At 51.9% G+C, this 26,162-nt stretch carries 23 protein-coding genes; 10 read left to right on the top strand and 13 right to left on the bottom strand.

The genetic code is table 11. The features are described from left to right. Window positions 1-7: 7 nt before the first annotated feature. Window positions 8-655 carry a redox-sensing transcriptional repressor Rex gene (locus B5G10_RS06885; RefSeq protein ID WP_087423996.1) on the bottom strand — a complete coding sequence of 216 codons (648 nt, stop codon included), beginning with the start codon at window positions 653-655 and terminating at the stop codon, window positions 8-10. A 203-nt stretch (window positions 656-858) separates the two neighbouring features. Next, entirely contained in the window at window positions 859-4,212 is a 3,354-nt protein-coding gene (gene porU, locus B5G10_RS06880) for a type IX secretion system sortase PorU (RefSeq protein ID WP_158098793.1), read from the bottom strand. A gap of 355 nt (window positions 4,213-4,567) precedes the next feature. Between porU and B5G10_RS06870 the strand changes: the two genes are divergently transcribed. The 3 genes from B5G10_RS06870 (at window position 4,568) to B5G10_RS06860 (ending at window position 9,595) form a co-directional block, all read left to right on the top strand. Then, complete coding sequence (locus tag B5G10_RS06870; protein ID WP_087423993.1) at window positions 4,568-4,912, top strand: translation initiation factor; 345 nt, start codon at window positions 4,568-4,570, stop codon at window positions 4,910-4,912. A 10-nt stretch (window positions 4,913-4,922) separates the two neighbouring features. Continuing rightward, on the top strand, window positions 4,923-8,177 hold the full coding sequence (locus tag B5G10_RS06865; RefSeq protein WP_087423992.1) for a UvrD-helicase domain-containing protein: 3,255 nt from the start codon (window positions 4,923-4,925) through the stop codon (window positions 8,175-8,177). A gap of 86 nt (window positions 8,178-8,263) precedes the next feature. Further along, window positions 8,264-9,595, top strand: a complete 1,332-nt coding sequence (locus tag B5G10_RS06860) for a phosphatase PAP2 family protein (protein WP_241147731.1) — start codon at window positions 8,264-8,266, stop codon at window positions 9,593-9,595. Window positions 9,596-9,669: 74 nt separating this feature from the next. Here the strand turns inward: B5G10_RS06860 and rpmH are convergent, their stop codons facing one another. Continuing rightward, complete coding sequence (rpmH, locus tag B5G10_RS06855; RefSeq protein WP_008862477.1) at window positions 9,670-9,825, bottom strand: 50S ribosomal protein L34; 156 nt, start codon at window positions 9,823-9,825, stop codon at window positions 9,670-9,672. 191 nt (window positions 9,826-10,016) lie between these two features. Here rpmH and efp point away from each other — a divergent pair, with 191 nt between their 5' ends. The 3 genes from efp (at window position 10,017) to radC (ending at window position 12,427) form a co-directional block, all read left to right on the top strand. Next, window positions 10,017-10,580, top strand: coding sequence for an elongation factor P (gene efp, locus B5G10_RS06850; protein WP_087423991.1), 564 nt, complete (start codon window positions 10,017-10,019; stop codon window positions 10,578-10,580). A 147-nt stretch (window positions 10,581-10,727) separates the two neighbouring features. After that, on the top strand, window positions 10,728-11,723 hold the full coding sequence (locus B5G10_RS06845; protein ID WP_087423990.1) for a glycosyltransferase: 996 nt from the start codon (window positions 10,728-10,730) through the stop codon (window positions 11,721-11,723). 2 nt (window positions 11,724-11,725) lie between these two features. Further along, the gene (radC, locus tag B5G10_RS06840; protein WP_087423989.1) at window positions 11,726-12,427 is read left to right on the top strand and encodes a DNA repair protein RadC; all 702 of its coding nucleotides are present in this window, start codon (window positions 11,726-11,728) and stop codon (window positions 12,425-12,427) included. Between the two features lie 27 nt (window positions 12,428-12,454). Here the strand turns inward: radC and B5G10_RS06835 are convergent, their stop codons facing one another. From B5G10_RS06835 to B5G10_RS06825, 3 genes are all read right to left on the bottom strand, one after another. Then, window positions 12,455-13,315 (bottom strand): SGNH/GDSL hydrolase family protein, encoded by an 861-nt coding sequence (locus B5G10_RS06835; RefSeq protein WP_087423988.1) that lies wholly within the window; start codon window positions 13,313-13,315, stop codon window positions 12,455-12,457. A 71-nt stretch (window positions 13,316-13,386) separates the two neighbouring features. Continuing rightward, a complete protein-coding gene (locus B5G10_RS06830) occupies window positions 13,387-13,986 on the bottom strand; it encodes an OmpH family outer membrane protein (protein WP_087423987.1) in 600 nt (199 codons plus the stop codon). Between the two features lie 29 nt (window positions 13,987-14,015). Continuing rightward, window positions 14,016-14,207, bottom strand: coding sequence for a hypothetical protein (locus tag B5G10_RS06825; RefSeq protein WP_087424084.1), 192 nt, complete (start codon window positions 14,205-14,207; stop codon window positions 14,016-14,018). A 316-nt stretch (window positions 14,208-14,523) separates the two neighbouring features. Here B5G10_RS06825 and B5G10_RS06820 point away from each other — a divergent pair, with 316 nt between their 5' ends. Then, window positions 14,524-15,981, top strand: coding sequence for an aminoacyl-histidine dipeptidase (locus B5G10_RS06820; RefSeq protein WP_087423986.1), 1,458 nt, complete (start codon window positions 14,524-14,526; stop codon window positions 15,979-15,981). A gap of 127 nt (window positions 15,982-16,108) precedes the next feature. Here the strand turns inward: B5G10_RS06820 and B5G10_RS06815 are convergent, their stop codons facing one another. From B5G10_RS06815 to rsfS, 7 genes are all read right to left on the bottom strand, one after another. Then, the gene (locus B5G10_RS06815) at window positions 16,109-16,666 is read right to left on the bottom strand and encodes a DUF3332 domain-containing protein (protein ID WP_087423985.1); all 558 of its coding nucleotides are present in this window, start codon (window positions 16,664-16,666) and stop codon (window positions 16,109-16,111) included. A gap of 133 nt (window positions 16,667-16,799) precedes the next feature. Continuing rightward, entirely contained in the window at window positions 16,800-18,194 is a 1,395-nt protein-coding gene (locus B5G10_RS06810; protein WP_087423984.1) for a transglycosylase SLT domain-containing protein, read from the bottom strand. A gap of 4 nt (window positions 18,195-18,198) precedes the next feature. Continuing rightward, complete coding sequence (gene udk, locus B5G10_RS06805) at window positions 18,199-18,810, bottom strand: uridine kinase (RefSeq protein ID WP_087423983.1); 612 nt, start codon at window positions 18,808-18,810, stop codon at window positions 18,199-18,201. Window positions 18,811-18,840: 30 nt separating this feature from the next. Continuing rightward, window positions 18,841-20,010, bottom strand: a complete 1,170-nt coding sequence (locus B5G10_RS06800; protein WP_087423982.1) for an AIR synthase related protein — start codon at window positions 20,008-20,010, stop codon at window positions 18,841-18,843. 62 nt (window positions 20,011-20,072) lie between these two features. Then, the gene (locus B5G10_RS06795; protein ID WP_087423981.1) at window positions 20,073-20,918 is read right to left on the bottom strand and encodes a phosphatidate cytidylyltransferase; all 846 of its coding nucleotides are present in this window, start codon (window positions 20,916-20,918) and stop codon (window positions 20,073-20,075) included. A 298-nt stretch (window positions 20,919-21,216) separates the two neighbouring features. Continuing rightward, a complete protein-coding gene (gene ftsH / locus B5G10_RS06790) occupies window positions 21,217-23,277 on the bottom strand; it encodes an ATP-dependent zinc metalloprotease FtsH (RefSeq protein ID WP_241147730.1) in 2,061 nt (686 codons plus the stop codon). A gap of 52 nt (window positions 23,278-23,329) precedes the next feature. Continuing rightward, complete coding sequence (gene rsfS, locus B5G10_RS06785) at window positions 23,330-23,686, bottom strand: ribosome silencing factor (protein WP_087424083.1); 357 nt, start codon at window positions 23,684-23,686, stop codon at window positions 23,330-23,332. A gap of 221 nt (window positions 23,687-23,907) precedes the next feature. On the opposite strand from rsfS, the gene B5G10_RS06780 reads away from it, so the two are divergent. The 3 genes from B5G10_RS06780 (at window position 23,908) to ald (ending at window position 26,012) form a co-directional block, all read left to right on the top strand. Beyond that, window positions 23,908-24,291: a DUF3127 domain-containing protein gene (locus B5G10_RS06780; RefSeq protein WP_087424082.1), complete on the top strand. Its 384-nt coding sequence runs from the start codon at window positions 23,908-23,910 to the stop codon at window positions 24,289-24,291. Window positions 24,292-24,473: 182 nt separating this feature from the next. Further along, window positions 24,474-24,749 carry a putative quinol monooxygenase gene (locus B5G10_RS06775; RefSeq protein ID WP_087423980.1) on the top strand — a complete coding sequence of 92 codons (276 nt, stop codon included), beginning with the start codon at window positions 24,474-24,476 and terminating at the stop codon, window positions 24,747-24,749. 162 nt (window positions 24,750-24,911) lie between these two features. Then, window positions 24,912-26,012: an alanine dehydrogenase gene (gene ald / locus B5G10_RS06770; protein WP_087423979.1), complete on the top strand. Its 1,101-nt coding sequence runs from the start codon at window positions 24,912-24,914 to the stop codon at window positions 26,010-26,012. The last annotated feature ends 150 nt before the right edge of the window (window positions 26,013-26,162 follow it).

Here is a 26,162-nt window from a genome sequence, read left to right as displayed (position 1 = left end):
GTGCGATTTATTTGAGGTTGTTCAGCCGGTTGAACATGACGGCCAAATGGGCATAGATCGATGTGTTCTGGATAACAATGTGCTTGGGCACTCGGATACGATAGGGGGTGAAGTTCCATATCGCCTTGATACCGCCGGCAATCATCTCTTCGGTGGCGCTTTGTGCTTTGTCGATGGGCACGGTGAGGATACCGATCTGCACGCCCAGCTCCTTTTGCTTTTGGGCAAACTGGGAGAGGTGATAGATGGGGATGTGGTTGACAAAGGTGCCGGCCAGCTCGGGCTTAATGTCGAAGCCGGCGACAACCTCGAGTCCATATTGCGACAGACCCGAGTCTTGCATGAGGGCGGCTCCCAGACTGCCCACCCCGAAGATAAAGGCCTTGTGCATGGAGGTGAACCCAAGGAACTCCTCGAGCACGGCTACCAGCGAATTGATTTCGTATCCTACACGGGTCTTTCCCGAGATGTTGATGAACGAGAGATCCTTGGCTATTTTTGACGAATCGACGCCTATCTCTTTGGCTATTTGGGTCGAGGATACATATTCCTCTCCTTTGGTTTGCAGCAGTTTGATGTAAGCCAAATACCAGGGGAGCCGGCGAAGCGAGGGCTCCGGTAACTTAACGGTAGATTTTGATTCAGAGCTTTCCATCTTTTTGTCTGTTTTGACGATACAAATTTACAACAAACCTCCGGTACTGACAAGCTCGCCCGCCTGGCCGGATGAGGCTTGTTTCATTTGATTTACAAAGATATAATAAAATACCGAATTTTGAGACAAATATTTTTCGGCTCCTCTGCTTTTCTCTCTCCCGGTTGTCTCGTCGAGACGGGCGTTAGGCTGGTGTATCGCGGCTACTGGCCGGTGACACAAAGTTTTTTCGAGCGGGTGGCTTCGTGCTCGTTGTCGGTCGAGATGAGGGCTTTGTAGAGGTAGATACCACCGGGCACCCGTCGGCCGCTGCTGTCGGTCAAATCCCAGCTGATGGGGTAGGAGCGATACATGTCTGAGAGCCCTCGGCCGGTGTAGCGCCATACTTCGATACCCATGAGGTTATAGACCGATATGGTGACGTTGATGATGGCGTCGGGGCGGTTGTGCCTGAGGTAGAAATTGGTCGATGTACTGGCCGGGTTCTGGTCGGCATACAGGTCGTAGATGACGGGCTTGAGTCCGGCTTTTACGGTGAAGGCCAACTCCACTTCCGACGAGTTGTTCTCGGTATCCCATACCTTCAGTTTCAAGGTGTGGTTTCCTTCGCTCAGGTCGCTCAGGGGGTAGTTGATAAATCCACGGCCGGGGTCGCCGATGGCGGGATCGAAATAGGATGCCACATCGGTGTATAGCGTCTGGTTGTCGATCGTGACAGTCATCTGGTGGCCTATCCCGGCGTCGGAGATGTTGATGCCCGAGGGGTCATAGACTTCGGCAATGAGCATGGGCGACTCGTTTACTTCGTCGCCGTTCTGGAAGTCCTGCGAGTTGAGGAAGGCATAGTAAATTTCGGGCCCGTCGAAGTCGTCGTTCGAGTTGTCGTTGAACCCGCCTATGATAAAGTTCGATTCGTTGCCGCTGCCCTCCTGATCCTGGTCGTTGTAGCAGTAGAGGTTTATTAATCCTCGGTCATCGGCAAAGTTGATTTCACGCGGCATTTTGAAGGCGATTTCAAACTGCCCGCCCACAATCGAGTCTTTCCCCACATAGAGGCGGTTGCTTCGTTCCGAGAATTCAAAGACTTCACCCTCCTCGCCATATCCGTGGGTCACTACCGATACCTCCGAATCATAGACCGTGGGGCAGATGATACCGTTGTAGTCGGTTGCCTTCTCGCCCTGTGGCGTATAGATTTCGCCTTTGATAACGACCGAGTCGCGGGCTTGTATGGTGGGGGTAGTTTGGGTAATGTCCTGGCCGTTGATTTCGGTTACCTTGATTTGGTAATCGGGGTAAAGCAGTTTCAGAGCCGGGTCGCCCAACAGCGTGTAGTTGAGCTTGTTGCTGTCGGTTTGCTGGATGTTGCATTTGGCCTCGCGCAGGATGTCGCCCAACCGGGGATATCCGCTGTTTTCGTCTTTCTTGAAAATCTCTTGGGCTACCCCTTTGTTGAGGTAGTGGTTGTCGCTGATATAGACCACACGGGTGGTGGTGATGAGGGCGATGCCGCCACCGCTGGGGTTGAGGCAGAGGATTTCGCCACCCGAGGTATCTTCGTGGTCATAGCGCCCAAAGTCGCAGGTTGCGGTGATGAAGAGGGGCAGCCGTCTCAGGTACATCGACTGTATGTCGGTGATATTGAGCAGGTTTTCGTGAGTCCAGGCTACCGTGCTGCCGTGACCGATGTAATCGACCACGAGCACTCCGTCGGCGAGTACCTGGAAGAGTTTCTTCTTGGCCGAGGGGTAGGTGCGGCCGGTCGAGGTAATCTCGGCCGTGTAGGCATCGGTATAGATTTTATTGACAAAGCAATGGGCATCGCTGTTCTCGAGGATGTTACAGATATCCTCGGCCTGTTTCATGTGGGTGGCATAGTTTTCGTCGTCGGCTACGACGCATACCTGGTTTTTCCAAGAGCCTTTATCGGTGTTGGCTACATAGTTGAGCAGTTTATCGACCACATCTTTGGCCTCTTGTTCGCTCTTGACCGGCAGGCGGCCTACACTCACGCGCAGCTTGTCGGAGGCAATGCGCACGCCCGAGCCGTCGTCGAGGAACCCGAAGTAGTCGTCGGTCGTGTAGGAGGCGCGCTCGTCGTTGCCGGAGCCGTGCTGGTAGGTGAGCAGGGTGGGATATTTCACATACTTGCCGGTCTCGCCGATCTTGCGGTTGTCGTAGAGTCCCTTACCGAAAAGCAGCAGATAGAGTTGTTTGCCCCCGATACCGCCTTCGCGGTCGAAAAACATCTTCATCAGCCGGCGGTAGGCCGTGGCGTCGGGGGTACCCGACGAAAACTCGTTGAATACCTTGGTGTGTTCGATTACAGCGACTTCGAGTCCGTCGGTTTCCTGGTGAAGTTGGGCAATGCTTTGTGCGTAGGAGAGATATTCCTTGGGGGTGAGAATCACCATGTCGGGGGTGGCCATGCCGTGCAGGTCTTGATTGGCTACGGTCTCGACAAAGGTAACCGAGCCTACGCTTGCCTGGGTGTCGAAGGCCACATACTCTTCATGGGCTGCGGTAATGCCGAAACGTGCCACTCCGTTCTCGACGCTGGGGATGATGTTGACGGGGTTTTGAGGATTCGATATGTCCCAAATGTGCGTGGTTGTCGTGTAGCCGGGCAGGGCATAGCAGCCGTTCTGTGGCATTTGTTTCAGCCTGAACTGGATGCTGCCGTTGTAGAGCTGCAGCTTGCGCTTGTAGTTGAACCGGAAGTAGTCGAGCCGGGCCAGGGAGAGGCTCCCCCCGTTTTGCCGGAAGAGCAGTGAGAAGGCGAGCTCTTCGCTGTCGAGGTTGAACTCCTTGAGGGTCGAGGTATTCTTGAAGAATTCGTAGGAACTCTCCGATCCGGCCGAGATATTGTCGGTCGAACTTTCGGGCATTGTTTCTCCCTGGTAGGTAAACACCAGCTTGCTGGTTCCCCCCACTACCTTTGCGGCAAATACGGTGCGCAGTTTTACCGGTTCGGAGTTGTCCACACCGGGCAGCTCGAAGGTGAAGTTGCGCGAGGTGGTATAGCGGAAATCCTCGCCCAGGAAGGTGCGACCCGTGGCCCCGGGCGAATACTGGTCTTGCTCATAGACGGCATGTTCGTCGAACGAGGTGATGTCGGTCGCTCCTGCCACACTCGCCGTGGTGCGGTCGGTGAGGGTGGCCGTGCGGCTTTTACTGTCGGTGAGGAAGTAGTATCCGGCCGTAGAGTAGGGGTTTTGCGTGTGCTTGTACTCCTGGCTCTTCTCGTCGTAACTCCACGATACGGGCCCTTGTGCATAGAAGAGTATCTTGGAGCCGGTGTCGAGAACGGGCAGTTGGTTGAGGTCGTCGATGTCGTCGTCGGAGAAGGTCTCGGGCAGTATGGCACCACCGTAGCCATATACCGTGACGGCTGCGGGGTTGGAGAATCCCCACTTTTTCAACTCCTGGTAGGTGATTTGGTGAATGCCCGATTCGCCCACCGATACTTTGACCCATAACCCCTCGGCCAGTTGCGACCGCGAGGCGTAATGGCTGGCGTTGAGAGCCTGCAATGGATTGTATATCAATGCTATCATGCATAGAAATATTCCCATGCACAAGCGCATCAAAGTTCTTTTTGTATATATATAGTGTGTAGCGTTCGTCTTCATTGTATCCTATATAACGTGGAATTTGCCCGATTATTGCAAAGAGAAACGGGAGAGTCGGTTTTTGTTTTTCACGCTCTTTTCGTTATCTTTACAGAAGATAGAATTCGGTTTGGCATAGTCAAACTTTGAAAACTTTGTTTTCTGTTTGTCACTGCACTCGACTTTGCCTATCTTTGGATAAAATAGGATGCGTCTCAGTATAAAAATCAAGCAAGCTTGTTTTTCTACTTTCGACTTTGCCTATCTTTGTTACACAAAAATGAACCCAAGAAAAGCCGCAATGAAAAAAAATAACGACTGGAAAGATCGATTGAATGTGGTCTATTCGACCAATCCCGATTTCAAATTCGAAGTGGACGAGGAGGAAGAGGTTGAAACTTTGCCCCCGGCGAAACAGCAGTTGCGCGTCTCGCTCGACAAGCGTAACCGCAACGGCAAGTCGGTCACGCTCGTGACCGGTTTCGTAGGTACGGACGACGACCTGCACACCTTGGCTAAGAAGTTGAAAACCAAGTGTGGCGTGGGCGGTTCGGACAAGGATGGCGAGATTCTGATTCAGGGCGATTTCCGCCAGAAGGTATTGGAACTCTTGTTGGCCGACGGGTACAAGGCACGCATAATCTGAGGGGGGCTGTATGTTACACATCTACAAGGCATCGGCAGGGTCGGGAAAGACCTATACACTCACACTCGAGTATATCAAACTGTTGTTGGGTTATCGCGACGAGGAGGGCCGCTATCGCATTTACCGTCGCAACGACTCGGCGCATCGGCGCATCCTGGCGGTGACCTTTACCAACAAGGCTACCGAGGAGATGAAGCACCGCATTGTGGCTCAGCTCGACTTGTTGGCTCACCACCCCGACCAGTCGCCCTACCTCGATACGCTTACACGGCTTTTTGGCTGTGACCCCGGGCAGGTACAGGCTACGGCTGCCGAGACGCTCTATGTGTTGCTGCACGACTTTTCCTATTTTAATATCAGTACTATCGACCGCTTTTTTCAGCAGGTGTTGCGCAATTTCACCCGCGAGGTGGGGTTGCAGGGCAGTTTCGAGGTTGAGATGGACAACGATTTCGTGACCGCCTCGGCTATCGACCGCATGTACTCCGATCTCTCGGACGACGACCAGAAGGGCTTGCTCAACTGGCTGGTGCATTATGCCCAGGAGCGCATCGAGTCGGGCAACTGGTGGAGCCTGGGCAACCGGGCCGATCGCAAGGACGACTTGCGAGAGTTGGCCGGCGAGTTGTCGAAGGAGAATTACAAACTGTTTCGCGAATCGATTCTGACCCAAATCAAGGACAAGACAGTGCTCGACCGCTATCTGCGCGAGATGCGCCGCCTGAAGAGCGAGTTTGAATCGCTTTTGCGCCAACTGGGCGAGACGGCCCGGTCGATTATCGAGAGACATGGCGTGCCGATGGACCGATTCAAGGGCAAGAGCCGCTCGTGGGCACTCTACTTTGGCAAGTTGGCCGATGGCAAGTATGACCCGCCTACCCAGACCTTCAGGGACAATGTCGATAATCGCGACAACTGGTTTGCCAAAAGCGACCGCCCCGAGTGCATCGACTCGCTGTATGCCGAGCTAAACCCGGTGATGCAGGAGGTGGTGACTGCCTTCGGGGAGCCCTATGTCCGTTACAATACGGCCTTGCAAAGTGCCAAATATATCTATGCGCTGGGTATCCTGGTCGATATCGACCGCCGCATCGAGGAGTATGAACGCGAGCACAACGTGCTGCTGCTTTCCGATACGGCCGGTATCCTCAACGAGGTCATCAACGAAAACGATGCCCCCTTTATCTATGAGAAGATAGGGACGCGGGTAAATCACTTTATGATCGACGAGTTTCAGGATACCTCGAATCTGCAGTGGCGCAATTTCGCTCCGCTCATCGGCGAGAGTCTCAGTCACGACCATACCGACCTGATTGTGGGTGATGTGAAGCAGAGTATATACCGGTGGCGAAACTCCGACTGGTCGCTGCTCAATGAGGGGGTTCAGTCCTGTTTCCGACCGTCGCAGTATAGCGAGCGGTCCATGGATACGAATTACCGCAGCTGTGCCCGGGTTGTCGAGTTCAACAACCGCATCTTCGGCGAGGCGGCCGAGCGGCTTCAGCAGGAGTTGGAACGCGAGGTGCAGGAGTCGGCTCTGGTCGATGGAGACTTTGAGGTGAAGGTGCGCAAGGCTTATGCCGATATCGAGCAGAAGGTGTGCGACTCGAATCTCTCGCGGGGCGGTCGGGTAGAAGTGACCCTGTGGGAGGCCGATACCCGCGACGATTTCTGCGACGAGGCCTTGTCGCGCATCCCCGACCTGTTGCGCGACCTGCAAGACCGGGGCTATTCGCCAGGCGATATCACCTTTCTCACACGAACGGCTCGCGAGGGTACCCTACTGGTCGATCTCTTGTTGCGGCTCAACGACGAGAATCGCGACCCACGCTATCGCTACGATGTCATTTCGAGCGAGTCGCTGCTCATCAAGAACTCGCCGGTTATCGGGTTGCTGGTGGGAATCTTGCGATACATCCAAAACCCATCCGACGAACTGAACCGGGTGATGGCGGTTTATGAGTATAACCGGCAGAAGTCGGCCGGGAGCGACGAGGCGGTGCTACTCTCCTATTTCGAACATCGCGGCGACATGGGGCAGCATCTCGACGACGATTTCCTGCACTTTATCGACAGTGTGCGCAAGGAGCCTTTGTATGAAATGTGCGAACGCATCATTGCCCGCTTTACCCGGGTAGGGAACGATCGGGGCGAACGGGTGTATATACAGGCTTTCCAGGATTATGTGCTGGACTATTGCCGCACCCACACGGCCGATTTGGCTTCGTTCCTGGCCTGGTGGGACGACAACGAGGAGAAGCTCTCGGTGACAACCCCGCAGGAACAGGATGCCATGCGGGTGATGACGATTCACAAGTCGAAGGGGTTGGAATTCAAGGTGGTGATTATCCCGTTTTGTAACTGGAAACTCGATCATCGTTCCGACAAGACCAACTTTATCTGGTGCCGCACGCAGGGCGAGCCCTTTTCGCAGATTCCCGTGCTTCCCTTACGATACAGCAGTCGTCTGGCTCAGACCTATTATGCTACCGAATATTTCGACGAGAAGATGCACGCTTACATCGATAACCTCAATGTGGCCTATGTGGCTTTTACCCGGGCCGGCGAAGAGCTACATATCTTTGCACCGGCACAGAAGAACCGGGCGAAGCGAGAGAGCGCAGGCAGTATATCGGCGTTGTTGAACGAGATACTTTTCCCCGAGGGTGGCGACGGCGGTGATTTGCATTACGAGACCGGCAGCGACTGGCGGGCTGGCGACAGGCCGGTGAGCGAGGTTGCGGGGCATACCATCGCCTCGGGAGTGTATCGCTCTATCGAGCCGGGCAACCGCCTGCACTTGCGGTTGCAGGGCAAGGGAGTATTCGGCGAGGGGAACGACCGGGCCTACGGTACCCTCATGCACCGTATCTTGAGCGAGGTCGATACCCTCGACCGGCTGGACGATACGGTGGCCTCCTTTGTACAGACCGGCGAATTGTCGGTGGCCGAAGCCACAGAGACGCTCGGCAAGCTCGAAGAGTGGCTGGGCGACGAGCGGGTGAAGCCGTGGTTCTCGCTCGGGGCAAAGGTGTGGACCGAGCGTGAGATTTTGCAAGCCGACGGTTCGTTCTATCGTCCCGACCGGGTAGTCGAAACCCCCGATGGTGTGGCGGTTATCGACTATAAGTTCGGAGCCGTCGAACGGTCGTCCTACAAGCGGCAGGTGCGTACCTACATGGAGCTTATCGGCGGGATGGGATATGCCCGGGTAACCGGTTTTATCTGGTATCTCTCTTTGGGAAAGATAGTACCGGTTGAATAAATATAGGGAGCCGTTTTTTGGATATCCCGAATAATTGCCGGACCTTTGCCGAACCATACACTATGCTAAAAGTTTTTTTTTGACCAATGAGACACATTATACGATTCTTGACAGTCGCTCTGTTGATTACTTCGGTATTCCCGAGCCGGGGAGAGATTACTCTGCGATCGGTTGCCCGTGATACGGTGGCCGATTCTCGTGATACGGCAGTCGATTTGCGCCCGCTCAACTCGTGGCAGCGCTTCAACCAGAAGGTCGATAAGGCCACTTCGTCGAAGTGGTTCCAGATGACCTATGTGGGTGTGCCGCTCGTCGTGGCCGGAGTCTCCACCATACCGGGGCGTGAGCGTTTTCGCCAGTTGCGCAACGACTACGTCCCCCGATTTAAATATGAGTATGACAACTATCTGCAATATGCACCGGCCGTGGTGATGCTGGGATTGAAGGGCTTTGGCGTGGAGAGCCGCAGCTCGTGGGGCCGCATGCTGGTCTCCGATGCCTTTTCGGCAGCCATCATGGCTACGGTGGTCAACACCATAAAATATACGGCACATGTGCAGCGCCCCGATGGCAGCAACTACAAGTCGTTCCCCTCGGGCCATACGGCTACCGCCTTTATGACGGCAATGATGATGCACAAGGAGTATGGCGACCGCAGTCCGTGGTACAGTATCTCGGCCTTTACGGTAGCGGCTGTGACCGGTGTGAGCCGCCAGTTGAACAACCGTCACTGGGTATCTGATGTGCTGGCCGGAGCCGGTATAGGTATTCTTTCGACCGAGTTGGGTTACTATTTGGCCGACTTGATATTTAAGGATAAGGGGTTGAACTTCGACCCTACTTATTATCCGTTGCTCGAGAAGCCTTCGTTTGTAGGCCTTTACATGGGATTTTCGTCGGGGCTTGGCCGTATAGATTTGGGTCAGGGGATGAGGCTCAATACCGGTATCGGTAGCCGCATAGGTGTGGAGGGTGCCTATTTCTTCAACCAATATATCGGGTGCGGAGGTTTGGCTACGGTCTCGAACATACCGGTATCGCTCAATACCCAACCCGATGCCGCTCTCGAGCCTCTTGACGAAGGCCGGGCCATGGCGGGGGCCTATCTGCAGTATCCCTGTACGAGCCGTTGGTCGGTAGGCTGCAAGGCATTGGCCGGTTATAATTACATCCCATCGCATACCTTGGGATGCGACGAGATCGATTTTAATCGCAATGGTTTTGTGTGGAGTGCCGGCGTGTCGATAGGATACATGATGAAGCGCAATTTGGGTGCTCGTTTCTTTTGCGACTATACCTCGACTTCGACGTCGTACAGCCTGTTGCCTTCGCAGGAACTGGGCATACAGACCGCTCGCTCGGGCAACAGCGCGATTCATGCACTCACCTGGGGTGCTTCGGCCAATATACTCTTTTAATTCTGTTGGTAATACTATATGAAAAGGGGCTGTATCATCGATACAGCCCCTTTTCATATGTCGGATAAATTTTTTTAGAAAGGATGTCTTTCGTCCGAAACCGTCAGTTTGGCACGACCTTTTGCACGACGGCTGGCCAATACGCGACGACCGTTTGCAGTTGACATTCTCAAACGGAATCCGTGTTTGTTAATTCTTTTTCTGTTCGAAGGTTGAAATGTTCTTTTCATTGCCGTTATATTTTATCGTTATTATTCTTTATTTTCGGACTGCAAAAATAGATACTTTTTTTTAATAAACCAAGAGAAAACCTATTTTTGGGGAATTTCTTTTTGAGATTTTATTGATTTAGTTTACTTTTGTAGGCCGAAACTTCAGAGACAAAGAATAATATAATCGAAATAATAATATAAGATAAAGTATGATTAACTCGCAAGACATTAAAAACGGGACCTGTATCCGTTTGGACGGAAAGCTCTATTTCTGTGTAGAATTTTTGCATGTAAAACCGGGTAAGGGCAACACGATTATGCGTACCAAACTCAAGGATGTGGTATCGGGTCGTGTGATTGAGCGCCGCTTCAACATTGGTGAGAAACTGGAAGATGTACGGGTAGAACGTCGTCCGTATCAATATTCCTACAACGAGGGTGAGCACTATCACTTCCTCAACCAAGAGACTTGGGACGACCTGATTATCAACAAAAACCTCATCACGGGCGTTGATTTCCTGAAAGAGGGTATGGTTGTCGAGGTAGTTTCTGACGCTTCGACCGATACGGTACTCTTTGCCGAACTGCCGGTGAAAGTTCAACTGGAGGTTACCTACACCGAGCCGGGCTTGAAAGGCGATACCGCAACCAACACGACCAAACCGGCTACCGTAGAGACGGGTGCCACGGTGCGTGTGCCTCTCTTTATCGAGACGGGCGAGATGATCGTTGTCGATACTCGCGACGGTTCGTATATCGAGCGTGCCAAATAATTGTAACGTCAAACGAGATAACGATAAAAAGCGGGTACTACCAATGGATAGTACCCGCTTTTTTCTCCCGGCAAGTTTAGCCCGGGCAATTTGGTGGCGGTTTGAAATTAAAAATGTATATTTGTACAAAACAGAATATTTGTCGCTATGCCCTATTTCTCGATTATAGTGCCGGTGTATAATCGGCCCGACGAAGTGAATGACCTGCTCAAGAGTTTGTCACAGCAGACTTGTAAGGATTTTGAAGTTATCCTGGTAGAGGATGGCTCGACGGTGCGGTGTGCCGATGCGGTAGCTCGCTATGAGTCGGCGGTCGATATACACTATTATTACAAGGAGAACGAGGGGCGTAGTATCGCCCGCAACTATGGGATGGAGCGGGCTTCGGGTCGCTATTTCATCTTCTTCGACTCCGATTGCGTGATACCCGAGCGTTATTTCGAGGTGTTGGGCAAGGCTTTGCAACGGCACTATACCGATTGCTTCGGGGGGCCCGATGCCGCTCACGACTCCTTCAGCGATGTGCAGAAGGCCATCAACTATTCGATGACTTCGTTTCTCACTACGGGGGGTATCCGGGGTGGAAAGGTGCAGCTCGAGAAGTTCACGCCGCGCACCTTCAACATGGGATTTTCGCGCGAGGTCTATGAGCGGGTAGGCGGTTTCCGCGAGATGTTCAGCGAAGATATTGACATGAGTACCCGTATCCGGCAGGCCGGGTTCGGTATCTCGCTCATCCGCGAGGCCTTTGTCTATCACAAGCGTAGGGTAAACTTGCGGCTCTTTTTCCGTCAGATCTATATTTTTGGAATGTCGCGCATCTCGCTCTATCTGCTCTATCCCGATACGTTGAAGCTGGTGCACTGGCTCCCGGCCTGTTTTGTGGTGGGGTCGCTGGCGATGATTGTGGGGGCCTGTTTCTGGTGGCCGGCCATATTGCCGCTGGTGGCCTATCTGCTGGCTATCTTTGTAGTCTCGTGGTGTGTGAACAAGCGGCTCAAGATTGCAGCTCTCTCGGTCGTGGCCAGTGTGATACAGCTGGGCGGATACGGCTTGGGTTTCTTGAAAGCCTTCTTCCTGAAAGTGGTATTGGGACGTGGTCGAGACGAGGCCGAGGAGGTGCGTCTGCGTAAAGGCAAGTAGCCATGGGTCGTAACCGCGAGAAGTTGACTATTGCCGAATGGGCGGCCGAGGACCGTCCGCGCGAGAAGATGATGCTGCATGGCATCCGGTCGTTGAGTAATGCCGAGTTGATAGCGATTCTCATTGGCTCGGGTAACGTGGACGAGACGGCTGTCGAGCTCTCGCAGCGTATTCTCAATGCTGCCGACAACAGTCTGAACAAGTTGGGGAAATATGGAATAGACGATTTTGTGAAGCCTTTCAAGGGAATAGGCGAGGCCAAAGCCATTACGATTATGGCGGCTCTCGAGATAGGTCGGCGCCGGCGCGACGAGGAGGTGCCTAAACGACCGGCAATCAATCACAGTGCCGATGTGTATAATCTGTTGCGTGGGCAGATGATCGATTTGCCTCACGAGGAGTTCTGGGTCCTTTTGCTCAACCGGGCCAACCGGGTAATTGATACGCTGCGGGTGAGCCAGGGCGGTACCTCGGCGACGGTGGTCGATGTGAAGCTGATCATGCGGTCGGCCTTGCAGCAGTTGGCCTCGGCTCTTATTCTATGCCACAATCACCCGTCGAACAACCTGGCTCCCAGTGGTGCCGACGATAAGGTAACCAGCAAGATCAAGGCGGCTGCCTCGCTTTTCGATATTGCCGTGCTCGACCATATTATCGTGGGCGAGGAGGGCTATTTCAGCTATGCCGACGAGGGTCGCTTGTGACTCCCATTCTCCCTTTGGTGATATCGTCTATTGGCTTATACCGTATAAGATTTCGAGGTGACGGATAACGGTGTTGCCCATCAAGATACTCCCTTCTTCTGTGGGGTGTAGTCCGTCGTAGAGATATTTGTGTGCCAGAGCCTCTTCGGCTTCGGTAATTCCCGACTCGTTATACATATCAATCGTGGGGCAGCCCAGTTTCTCTCCGGCCAGTTGTATGGCTTCGACAAACAGGGGCAGTCGTGGCGGTAGGGGCGAGCGTTGTATGGGGGTGAGCAGGACTATTTGGGAGGAAGGGCAGTATTTGCGAATGACCGATACGGCCCAGTTGATGGCCCCGTAGAGTGTCTCCCGATTGGCTTCGTCGTAGGGTTTCTCCAGTTCGGAAATGTCGCCGATAGTTCCGCTGCCCGAGTCGTTTGTGCCGCACGAGATGATTACCAGGAAGGGGTCGAATGTAGAGTCGGCACTCTTGCGGCCCGTGAGAGGCGAAGGTGTTTCGCTATGAAACGGTTTGCCTTCGGCTTCGGGAATAACGGTCCCTTCGGGTACTACCATTTGCAGAAACCGAAATACCTGGTTGGATATGACGTTGTTGGTATTGTTGCCATTGTATCGGGGGTCGGGATTGGTATCGACGGCCGTGTAGGGATAGTCGGCCCAGCAGGCACTCGGTACGGCCAGGTTGGTCAGTTCCATGTCGAAGTGCCGGGCTGTGACCCAGGCCCACGAGTTGGATGGCGAGGTGATGCTGTTGCCCATTGCAACCATTTGTTTACCAGCGAGTGACAGAGGTTTTTCATAGGGTTGCTCGTTGTCGTGCGATTGGCAAGCGACAAGTGCAAAAGCAAACATGGCAATGGAGATGATAATCGAGTGGCGTTTCATAGGATTATATGCAAAAGCCTGTTATCCAAAAAGTAACAGGCTTTTTATTATAAATAAATCAAGGATATTCCTTATTTCTTGGCTGCGGCATAACGTTTGTTCAGCAACTCGACAACCTCGTTGGTGATATCGTAGGCGGGGTTGATGTAGAGGGTGCTGGCGTTGTTGAAGATAGCCTCGTATTTTTTGTCTTGGTTGTATTCTTTGATGAAGGTGTTGATCGAGTCGTTCATTTGCATGAGCATTTTTTGTTGCTCGAGCATATTCTCGTTGTCGAGACGTTGGGCATACTCTTGCAAATCGGCAGCTTTCTTTTCGAGACGTTGGTACTCTTGTTGAGCTCTTTCGGGCGAGAGGAAGGCATTGTTTTGATATTTCCGTTGGAAATCGTCCTGCTCTTTCTTCAGCTGTCTTGCCTTTTCGTTGATTGAGGCACGGGCATTTTCCTGTTTGTTGATCATCTTCTCGTTGAGATCTTTGGCGAAGTTGTATTTAGAGAGCAACGAGTCCACGTTGATGTAGGCGATGGGTAATGTTCCCTCGAGGGCAGTAGCCGAAGCGGCATCGTTGGAGGGTTGATTGGATGTGTTTTGTTTGTTACCACATTGTACCATCAGTAAAGAAATGGCAATCACAGCTGTAGTCCGGATTGCAAGGGTAAAAGTCTTCATGTTATTTATCAGTCTAAAATTTTATATCGTTATATACCTTTCTCCTTCCTCTCCTGAGCATCGGTAGAGACAGCGCAGGAGATCCCTTTTTTACGCAGATATTTGTTGTCGCCGATGTGCATACTGGGAAACCGACCTCCTTTTACAAAGAAAACTCTTACCCCCAAAAGAGCTACAGCCAATGCAAGAAATCCTGCGGTAAAAAGTAAAATATTCCACATCCTTATTGTACTTAAAAATATAGGAGCCGGTTGGGTGCAGGCATTTGAAAACTTGGTTTTCATTTGTCTTTGCACACTCCTTTCACTATATTTGTATAGTAAAAACAAAGACTCTCGGCAGGGTAATAACAAACGGCTTGGTTGTGTATGCCTTACGGTTGTCTTTGCTGTGCAAATATAGGAAAGGAAAATGTGAATTTGGTCGAAGAATAGAAATATTTTGACGATAGAATCGGTAAAAACGGGAATTTTAACATAATTTTTTTTGAGTACAGATAGTTTAGCAATGAACAGATTGTAACTAAAATAGAAGAATATGGAGATTAAAGAACTGAAACCATCATCAATTTGGCACTATTTTGATGCCATTACCAAAGTTCCTCGTCCTTCGAAAAAGGAGGAGTGTATCCGCGAGTTCCTGTTGGCTTTCGCTCGGGAGCAAAATCTGGATGCCCGGGTCGATAAAACGGGCAATGTGGTTATTACCAAAGAGGCTACGCCCGGTTGCGAAGGTGCCCCCACGGTTATCTTGCAGGCTCACATGGATATGGTGTGCGAGAAGAACGGCGATGTGAAACATGATTTTGAGCACGACCCCATTGAGACGTATGTCGATGGCGAGTGGGTGAAGGCTCGGGGTACGACCCTGGGTGCCGACAACGGTATAGGTATAGCTGCCTCGTTGGCTGTGCTCTCTGACAAGGAGCTGAAGCATGGCCGTGTACAGGCTCTGTTTACCGTCGATGAGGAGACGGGCCTGACTGGAGCTTTCGGGTTGGAAGCCGGCATGATCGATGGCAAGTATCTGTTGAACCTCGACTCGGAAGATGAGGCCGAGATCTTTATTGGGTGTGCCGGTGGTATCGACACTACTTCGACTTTTACCTACAAACAGGAGCCTGTTCCGGCCGGCAAGTTCTTTTTGCGGGTCGAGGTGAAGAACCTGTTGGGTGGTCACTCGGGTGGCGATATTCACCTGGGACGTGGCAATGCCAACAAGTTGCTGGCGCGTTTCTTGTGGATGTGCATGCAACGTCACGAGATGCATTTGTGTGCCATCGACGGTGGTAACTTGCGCAATGCCATCCCGCGTGAGGCGATGGCCGTGATTGCCGTGAACCCCGAGGATAAGGAGACGATTCGTGCCGAGGTGAACCATTTTGCTGCCGACGTGGCTGCCGAATTGAGTAGCGTAGATCCGCAAGTGACAGTCGATGTGGCTACGGCCGATACCCCCGAGTTTATGATTGAAGACCGGGTGGCTCGCTCATTGATAAGCGCGCTCTATGCCGCACCTCACGGGGTGATTGCCATGAGTCACGATATCGAGGGGCTGGTAGAGACCTCGACCAACCTGGCCTCGGTGAAGATGACCGAGCCGGGCAAGATTGTGGTGGCTACGAGTCAGCGCAGCTCGGTAGAGTCGGAGAAATACGATATTGCCTATCAAATCGAGTGTCTCTTCCGCATGGCTGGTGCCGAGCCTACGCATGGCGATGGCTATCCTGGATGGAAACCCAATATGCACTCTCACATCAAGGATGTGGCTGTGGCTGCCTATGAGGAGTTGTATCAACAGACACCGGCTATCAAGGCTATCCATGCCGGTCTCGAGTGCGGCCTGTTCCTGACGAAGTATCCGCAACTCGATATGATTTCGTTCGGTCCCACACTGCGGGGTGTTCACTCGCCCGACGAGATGATGCATATCCCGGCCGTAGAGAAGTTCTGGAATCACCTGGTATTGATTTTGGAAAAGGTGGCTGCCGAGTAATCGAAAGGGGTTTGGTGAGCGGAGGAGGTTGATCTCCTTCGTTTGCTGCCCAACGGTTTTGGAGCCGCGGTCAAGCATAAAAAAGGGGAGGCAATTGCCTCCCCTTTTTTATGGAATCTATAAGGTCTTATTTCAGAGCCAGGTTGAGATTGCAGTGTTGGGCTGCTTCTTGATAGGCCATTACGCCGGCTTGAGAAAGTTCAACCACTACTTCGTTACCGTCAACCCCCGGCAATTTTACATGGTTCTCATCGACGAAGGTCATGAATTTGGTCGTTTCGCCATTGGCCGATACAGACCACGAGTTGTCGCTGCTGTCGAATACGAAACCGATGGTCGAGTTGTCGGCCGTGTTGGTAATCGTGTAGCCGTCTTTGTCGGTCTTTACCAGATAGATATCGCCGTTTTCGCCTTTCACCTCTTTAGTCGAAGATTTGGCTACGAGGTTGTTTCCGGTCCAGAATTCAATGGAGTTGAGGATGATGACATCGGCTGCCACGGTTAACTCATAAACCGGGATGATATGGAATGCGATAAACACGAGTTCGTTTACAAATTTATTGCCTACGCCTTCGTTCCAGCTGAGAACTTTGTTGGTGAGACTGAAAGAACCGATACAGGAAGAGAAGCAAAGAGTAGCTGCTAATGTAAGGGCCATGGCCATGTTCAGTTTGTTCTTTTTCATCGTTTTAAATTTTTAGTTAGAAAATTATGTAATGTACAAAATTCAGTGTGTGAAGAGAAATGCATGGCACTCGAAGAGAGGCCGTGCAGCAATTCATCTATACAAAGATAAAAATTTTTGGAGAAAATAGTTTTTATAAAGGTATTTTTTCTCGGTATATTTTGTAATATCGTAACACTTCGTGTACATAGGCTACGGTTTGACGTCCTCTGAAATAGCCGAATTTGCACACTTCGTCGTTGAAATATTCGGGGTTGCTCTTGAGCAGGATGAATTCGCTCACGTTGTCGTCCCACACATAGGGATTCTTCCCATACTTTTCGGCCAAGGCCATGGCATCGAGCACGTGTCCCAGCCCGGCGTTGTAGGCGGCCAGGATGAACTTGAGCCGTTCGTTTTTGTCTTGTATGGCTGCAAGGCTCTTGTTGAGCGATTGGATGCTTTTGACCGCTGCACTCAGGTTCTTCTCGGGATTGGTAATCTCTTGGGGCGACACCCCGAAGGCTTGGGCTGTGCGGGGCATCAGTTGCATGAGTCCCCGGGCTCCAGCCCACGATACGGCCAGCGTGTCGAAGTGCGACTCGTTATAGGCTTGGGCGGCGAGGATGCGCCAATCCCAATCGATTTCACGGGCGTATTTCTTGAACAGGTGGTCATAGATTGATATCTGACCCTTCGATACCGACAGCACGGCCGAGGTAGGAAACGATTTGCTCAACTCGAAATAACGGCGTGAGATGCTGCGGTAGGAGTCGGACTTTTGGTTCTCCTTGACCCATTGGTCAATGGCTTGAGCCAGGGCCGGCGAGCTCTTGCGCACGGCCCACGATGCCCGTTGGGGAAAACTCACCTGCAGGTGTATGTCGATGTTGTTGTAGTAGGTGCGGTTCAACTGGGCCAGGTTGTTGTCGGCCAGGGTATAGGGAATCTCGCCGGTCGATACCATCTCGATGAGTTCTTCGGTCACCACCGTGTCTTTGTTGATGTGGTGTATGTGTATGCCGCCGCCCAACTCGTTGTTGAGGTTGTTGATGCGCTCCTCATATTTCGACCCGGCTTCGACATAGACGTCTTTCCCGATGAGATCGACCACGTCGTTGATCATCTCGCTCTTGGGCTTGCGGGGTTGGATGAGCACCTGGTGGGTGATGTTTTCGGCGCCGCAATAGATCCATTCGTCTTTGGCATCGCCAATGATGGGCATCTCGTAGGCGATGATATCGCCTTCGCCCCGTTGCAGCATCTCGGTGAGGTGCTTGATGTTGTCGGCCACGATGACGGTGGTTTTCAGCCCGTAGTGGTCGGCAAATTGTTTGATGTGTTCATATTCATAACCCATCTCCTCGCCCCGGTAGAGGAAGTAGGAGGTCGAGCTGTAAAGTGTGAGGACCCGCAGTTCGCCCCGTTCACAAATGGAGTCGAAGTCGTTGGGCACATCTTCTGAGGTGTGCTGCTTTTTCCCGCCGCAGGCTGTGACCAGGCAGAGGGCAAGAAGCGTGTATATCCAGCGGGATAGGGTCCTCGACATAGGCTTACCCGTTGAGCTTGTGAGAGATGAAGTTGGTCATAATCTCGATAGCCACCGTGTTGTGGCCGCCTTGCGGGATGATGATGTCGGCATAGCGTTTGGTGGGCTCGATGTGTTGCAGGTGCATGGGTTTGAGTACTCGCTGGTAGCGATCGATGACCATCTCGACGGTGCGTCCCCGCTCGATGATGTCGCGGTTGATTACCCGTATGAGGCGATCGTCGGCATCGGCATCGACAAAGACTTTCATATCCATCATGTTGCGCAGCTCTTCGTTGCAGAGGATGAGGATACCCTCGACGATGATGATATCGCGTGGCTCGACGGTAATCGTCTCTTTCGACCGGGTACAGGTGAGAAACGAGTAGATGGGTTGTTGGATGGGACGGCCTGCCTTCAGCTCCTTGAGGTGGTTGACCAACAGGTCGAAGTCGATGGCGGCCGGCTCGTCGAAGTTGATATTCTGGCGTTCCTCTACCGGTACGTCGCTGCTATCCCAGTAATAGGAGTCTTGCGGAATAACGGCTGTTTGCCCGGGAGGCAGGCTTTCGATGATTTTTCTTACGACGGTGGTTTTGCCCGACCCGGTTCCACCGGCTATTCCTATGATCAACATAATGGTTTGGTTTGAAGGGTGAAACGATTTTTATTTGTATTCAAACCGGCCTTTGTCCGATTCGATAATTAATTCGTTGTGATCGGCTGCCTGGGTGTATCCAATAATGCGGGCGTCGATGTCGAACGACCGGCTGATGTCGATCACGCGCTGTGCATCTTCGGCATCGACATAGATCTCCATGCGGTGACCCATGTTGAATACTTTATACATCTCGTGCCAGTCGGTACCCGATTGCTCTTGGATGATACTGAACAAGGGGGGCACGGGGAAGAGGTTGTTCTTGATAACCCGCATGTTCTCGACAAAGTGCATTACTTTGGTTTGGGCTCCACCCGAGCAGTGTACCATGCCGTGTACGCGCGGACGCATCTCGTCGAGCAGCTTTTTGATGACGGGGGCGTAGGTGCGGGTGGGTGAGAGTACCAGCTTGCCGGCGTCGATACCCAGCTCGGCTATCTGGTCGGTGAGTTTCAGTTTGCCCGAGTAAACCAACTCTTCGGGCACGGCGTTGTCGTAGCTCTCGGGGTATTTTTCGGCCAGGTATTTGGCAAAGACATCGTGGCGGGCCGAGGTGAGCCCGTTGCTGCCCATACCGCCGTTGTACTCTTTCTCGTAAGAGGCTTTGCCGTAGGACGATAGACCTACGATAACATCGCCGGGACGTATGTGTTCGTTCGATACCACATCTTTCCGTTTCATGCGGCAAGTCACGGTACTATCGACAATGATGGTTCTCACCAGATCGCCCACATCGGCGGTTTCGCCACCGGTACTGTAGGCATTTACACCCAGGCTGCGCAGCTCGGCAAGCAGCTCTTCGGTGCCGTTGATGATGGCCGAGATGACTTCGCCGGGAACCAGCAGCTTGTTGCGCCCGATGGTCGATGAGACGAGTATGTTGTCGGTGGCTCCTACACAGAGCAGGTCGTCGATGTTCATGATGAGGGCGTCTTGGGCAATGCCTCGCCACACGCTCAGATCGCCGGTTTCACGCCAATACATGTAGGCGAGCGACGATTTGGTGCCGGCCCCGTCGGCATGCATGATGTTGCAGTACTCGGGGTCGCCTCCCAGTATGTCGGGGATGATTTTGCAGAAAGCCTTGGGAAAGATACCCTTGTCTATATTCTTGATTGCGTTGTGCACATCTTCTTTCGAAGCCGATACGCCGCGCAGGTTGTAACGTTGGTCGCTCATAGGTGTGTGTAATTGTCGATTACAAAATTAGTGTAAAAAAGATATCGGTGCAAGTATCTGTATTATAAAACGAATGTCAAGAAGATGTATATGATGGGTGAGGCCAGCAGCTCGCTGTCGAACCGGTCGAGGATACCACCGTGGCCGGGGAGCAGTTTGCCCGAGTCCTTGGCTCCGGCGGTGCGCTTGAGCAGCGATTCGCACAGGTCACCCCAGGTCGAGAATACCGAGGTGAGCACGCCCATGACAACCCATTGTATAGTGGTGAGCATGCCGGGTATGATGTAGTTGAGGCACAGGCCGAGGATGATACAGAAGAGCAGACCGCCGAAGAATCCCTCCCACGATTTTTTTGGCGAGATGCGCTCGAAGAGCCGGTGGCGTCCCAGAGTACTGCCTACGACATAGGCACCGGTGTCGTTGATCCAGATGAAGGCAAAGAGAGCCATCAGTATGTATTCGGGGTGCCCGTATAGCAATTGGTACTCGGTGTTGTATCCCCACACGCCCAGCAATGCGAGGGGCAGTACGATGTAGATGTGCCCCAGTATGCTGTAGGCCCAACTGGCGATGGGCGATTTCTCGGGCGAGATATAGAGTTGGATGATGGGGCGGGCAATCAGATAAATCAGGTAGGTGAGTATCGAGGCTTTGTGCAGTGACTCGGGGAATTGTCCCGAAAAGGTGAAGGTCGAGAGGAAGAGAGCGCAGGCTCCTGCCAGGTCGATGACAAATAGTAATTGGTCGAAAGGTCGTCCGAATCGGGTGAGGTTGAGAAACTCGACATACCCCAACAGGGCAATGATACCAAATACACATAAAAAGGCATAGGCGCCTGTCAGGACTGCTGCCGTGACGATCGCGATGAATAAAATACCGGTAAAGGTTCGGGTCAGTAGATTTTTCACGGTCTCTTATTTTTGATGAATAATTAATACAAGTGAGAGGCAATGTAAAGAGCCAGGCTCAATCTCTTGCTTGTCTCTCTTATATATATGTAAGGTGAAAGTTCTGGTTCATGAGAATCCGGTGGAACTCAATTGAACTATGACAGTCGCCTTATATGACCTACAAATATAGTTATTATCACCTAAAGACGGTCCTTCTTCGGTCCTCTTTTTTGCCGGACTTCATAAAAAAAGAGATACCGTTGCAAAGAACGGTATCTCTTGAATGGGGCTATTGCATTGAGCCAGTGGACATGAACTATTGTCCAGCCTCGGAGGTGCCTTTTTTCGGCTCCTTCTTTTCTTGATCCGGCTCTTGTGTGGTAGCTGTGTGGTCGGCCTTTTCTTGCGGCTTTTCGCCGGTCGAGCCTTCCTGTTTGCCTTCGGCCTTGGCGGCCTCTTCTTCTTTCTTGGCCTCTTCTTCGTCTTGCAGAATCTCTTCGGTACGCGATATCCACGGGCGTTTCCCGAAAATCTGCTCCACGTCTTCGGCAAAGATTACTTCGCGAGTAATCAGGACCTCGGCCAGTTTGGCATGTTTCTCGGCGTTTTCGCGCAGAATCGATTTGGCGCGTTCGTACTGTTCGTTTACGATTCGGCTCACCTCCTTGTCGATGAGTTTGGCCGTATCTTCACTATATGGTTTGGTGAAACCATATTCCTGTCCCGTGGAGTCGTAGTAGGAGAGGTTGGGTAGCTGCTCGCTCATGCCAAAATAGACGACCATGGCGTAGGCTTGTTTGGTGACACGTTCCAAGTCGTTCGAGGCACCGGTCGAGATGCGCCCGAGGAATACCTCTTCGGCGGCTCGTCCACCCAAGGTGGCACACATCTCGTCGAGCATCTGCTCGCGGGTGGTGATTTGCCGCTCTTCGGGCAGATACCAGGCGGCACCCAAGGCTCGCCCACGCGGCACGATGGTTACCTTGATAAGCGGGTTGGCATATTGCAGCAACCAACTGATCGAGGCATGCCCGGCTTCGTGTATGGCAATGGAGCGTTTCTCCTCCTGAGTAGTAATCTTGGAACGTTTCTCGAGACCACCTACGATGCGATCGACAGCATCCATGAAGTCTTGGCGCTGTACGCTCTTCTTGTTCTTGCGGGCTGCGATAAGGGCGGCTTCGTTGCACACGTTGGCGATATCGGCACCCGAGAAGCCCGGGGTTTGGCGTGCCAGCAAATCGACATCGACCGAGTCGTCTATCTTCACGTTGCGCAGGTGTACCTTGAATATGGCCTTACGGTCGTTCAGCTCGGGCAGCTCGACATAGATTTGGCGGTCGAAACGTCCGGCCCGCAACAGAGCTTTGTCCAAAATGTCGGCCCGGTTGGTGGCAGCCAGAATGATCACGCCGCTGTTCGATCCGAACCCGTCCATCTCGGTGAGCAGTTGGTTCAGGGTATTCTCGCGTTCGTCGTTGGAACCCATGTTGGGGTTTTTCCCACGGGCCCGGCCCACGGCATCGATTTCGTCGATGAAGACAATACAGGGGGCTTTCTCCTTGGCCTGGCGGAAGAGGTCGCGCACACGCGAAGCTCCCACGCCTACGAACATCTCGACAAAGTCGGAACCCGACAGCGAGAAGAACGGTACGTTGGCTTCGCCGGCTACGGCTTTGGCCAGCAAGGTTTTACCCGTTCCCGGGGGGCCTACCAGCAGCGCACCCTTGGGTATCTTGCCACCCAGGTCGGTATATCGGCTCGGGTGTTTCAAGAACTCTACAATCTCCTCGACCTCCTGTTTGGCTTCCGACAGCCCGGCCACGTCGTCGAAGGTTACCTTTACCGCACCGTCTTTATCGAAGAGCTGCGCTTTGGCCTTGCCCACATTGAATACGCCACCGCCGCCACCACCGCCTTGGTTGGTCATTCGGCGAGCCAGATAAATCCAGAATATGATAAAGAATACGATGGGGCCAAACGTCCACAGGATGTTGGTCAAGTCGCTGCTGTTTTCGTAGTTGACTTCGGCTTTGAAGCCGTTGTCTTTTTTCCACCCTTCGAGGGTAGTGGCAAAACTGTCGCCCGACGGTATGTTGGTCGATATGATGGGCTTGCCGGTGATATTGTCGGTCTTGAAAACCGCCTTGGCCGTACTGTCGTTGAGCTGAGCCTCGACATAGTCTTTCTTGGCGTGAACCGTGACACTGGTCATGCCGCCCTCCTTGGCTATTTTTTCAAACTCCGACCAGTTCACCTCTTTTTTCATCGAAGGATCATTGGCATAGTACAACCCAAAAAGGAGCAGAGCGATAATCGCATACATCCAATAGAGATTGAACCGAATCCGTTTCTTTTTAGGACCTAATGGAGACATGTTGTTGTTTCCCATATTTCAATTATATAATGTGCAAAGAGTGTATCAAAAATTATTCCACATCGGGAATTTCTGTCAATTTGGCATCATTCCACAGTTGCTCAAGTTTGTAGTAGTCCCGGTATTCGGGCAGGAAAACGTGTGCCAGTATGCTGCCATAGTCGATAATGATCCATTGGCTGTTTTGGTATCCGTCATATCCAAAAGGTTTTATGCCGGTATGTTGTTGTACATACTCTCTTATGCTGTCGGCAACGGCGGCCACCTGGGTGGTCGATTGCCCTTCGCATATCACAAAGTACGAGGCGGCGGCCGATTCTATATCCGATAAATCTACAGTGGTGATCTTCTTTCCTTTTTTTTCTTGAATACCTTCTATGATAGTGTCGATTAATTGCTTTTCTTTCATTTGTTTAATGTATATATTCTCATTTTGCAAAGATAATGCGATTTTTCCGAATACGAGGAAAGAGCTTTGTTATAAAATTAAGCCTTTAGTTAAAATCTCCTTTTGCTAAGTGCAGGCATAATAGCATTTTGCAGAATAACAGATAAAAAATGAAAAAGTTTGACCCCGAGGTCCGATTGCTTTTGTTATATTTGTTGCCAAATAATTTTGTAAAATTCAGTATGGAAATCAAAGGAAGAATCATTCATGTGTTGCCGTTGCAGGAGGGAGTATCCAAGGCCGGTAACCCGTGGAAGAAACAAGAGTATGTGTTGGAGACCGAGGAGCAATATCCTCGAAAAGTTTGCTTCAATCTTTTTGGCGATAAGGTCGATCAATATCCGGCAGCCATTGGCGATGACGTAGTAGTCAGCTTCGATCTCGAAAGCCGCGAGTTCAACGGCCGTTGGTACACCGACGTGAGAGCCTGGAAAATAGACAAGGTGGCTCCCGCAGCCCAGTCTGTACCCGATATGCCGCCTATGCCCAACGATATACCTCCGTTTCCGCCGGCTTCGGCAGCCCCCGATTTGGCTCCCTCTTCGACCGACGATCTGCCCTTCTAAAGGGACTGCGTAGGGCCGGGTGTCGATATCCGGGGAAACGACGCGTAAAATTTTGTTCGAGAGGTTGTGTCTGCAACAGGCACAACCTTTTCTTTTTGTATTATTGCTCGGCTTCTTTGTTATTGAGCAGGAAAAGACTATTTTTACCCCGTGATAAGAAATCTTGTAAAAACAGAAAAACGATGATTAGATTGAATGTATTTGTGAGGGTCGATGAGGCTCATCGGGCCCAATTCCTCGAGATTGCTAAAAAACTGACCGAATGTTCGTTGAAAGAGACCGGCTGTGTAGCCTACGATATCTTCGAGAGTGCCACCCGCAGCGATGTGTTGATGATTTGCGAAACCTGGAAAGATGCCGATGCCCTGCACACGCACGAGCAGACTCCTCATTTTGTTACCTATGTGGGGCAGATGCATGCCATGGCCGAGATGAAACAAGAGAAATTTGAATTCTGACTCTCGACCTGCCTCGGGTAAATGACTTCACAGACAACAGGCGTCGGTATGTACCGGTGTCTGTTGTCTTTTTTTGTCGAAAAATCGGCTTGGGCATGAGGATTTAACGAATAAATTTCTTATCTTTCAACCGAATTAATCTAATCTAATAAATCTTAAACTATGATTGTAGGAATCCCCAAAGAAATCAAGAACAACGAGAATCGTGTGGGAATGACTCCCGCCGGAGTGAACGAACTGGTACGGAGAGGTCATACCGTGTATGTGCAGAAAGGTGCAGGCGAAAATAGCGGCTTCCCCGACGAGCAATACGAGCGGGTAGGTGCCCACATATTGCCCACGATAGCCGATGTATATGCAGTGGCCGAAATGATTGTCAAGGTCAAGGAGCCTATCGAGCCCGAGTATCCCCTCATTCGCAAAGGGCAATTGTTGTTCACCTATTTCCATTTTGCTTCAGATCGCAAACTCACCGACGCCATGTTGGCCAGCGGAGCCACCTGCCTGGCCTATGAAACGGTCGAATTGAAAGACCACAGCCTGCCGTTGCTCATCCCCATGTCCGAGGTAGCCGGTCGCATGGCTACACAAGAAGGAGCCCGTTTCCTGGAACGTCCCCAAGGCGGTAAAGGCAAACTGATGGGTGGTGTACCCGGTGTGAAACCTGCCAAAGTGCTGGTAATCGGAGCCGGAGTCGTGGGGTATGCTGCCGCTTGTGTGGCTGCCGGCATGGGAGCCGATGTCACCATTACCGACCTCTCGCTGGCGCGCCTGCGTTATATCGACGAAGTCCGTCCGGCCAACATCAAGACACTCTACTCCTCTGAGTTCAATATACGCGCCGAGCTTCCCACGACCGATTTGGTTATCGGAGCCGTGCTCATCCCGGGAGCCAAAGCACCGCACCTCATTACCCGCGATATGTTGGGCCTGATGGAAAAAGGATCGGTTCTGGTCGATGTCGCTATCGATCAAGGCGGATGCTTCGAGACCTCGCATCCCACTACGCACTCCGAGCCCGTCTATGAAGTCAATGGCATCATTCATTATTGCGTAGCCAATATTCCGGGAGCCGTTTCGGCCACATCGACCTTGGCTCTGACCAATGCCACCCTTCCCTATGCCATCAAGTTGGCCGATAAAGGTTGGGAAAAAGCCTGTGCCGAAGACGAAGCCCTATACAAAGGTTTGAATGTAGTCGATGGGAAAGTCGTCTATCCGGCCGTAGCCGAAGCCTTCGGGTTGCCTTGCGAGAAAATTTAGTCACAACCTCAGGTTAATTATATCCCCTATTATCGTCCCTGTCGCGAAGAAACGAGGCAGGGACGAAAATTTTATAAAAAAATATTGGTGTATAATAGGGTGAAAATGGGGGAGTTGGAGAAAAAGTATGTTTTACAGCATAAAAAAGTA

This window comes from Barnesiella sp. An55 (genome assembly GCF_002161555.1).
GTDB lineage: Bacteria > Bacteroidota > Bacteroidia > Bacteroidales > Barnesiellaceae > Barnesiella > Barnesiella merdipullorum.
This window is presented reverse-complemented; position numbering and strand designations above follow the sequence as displayed.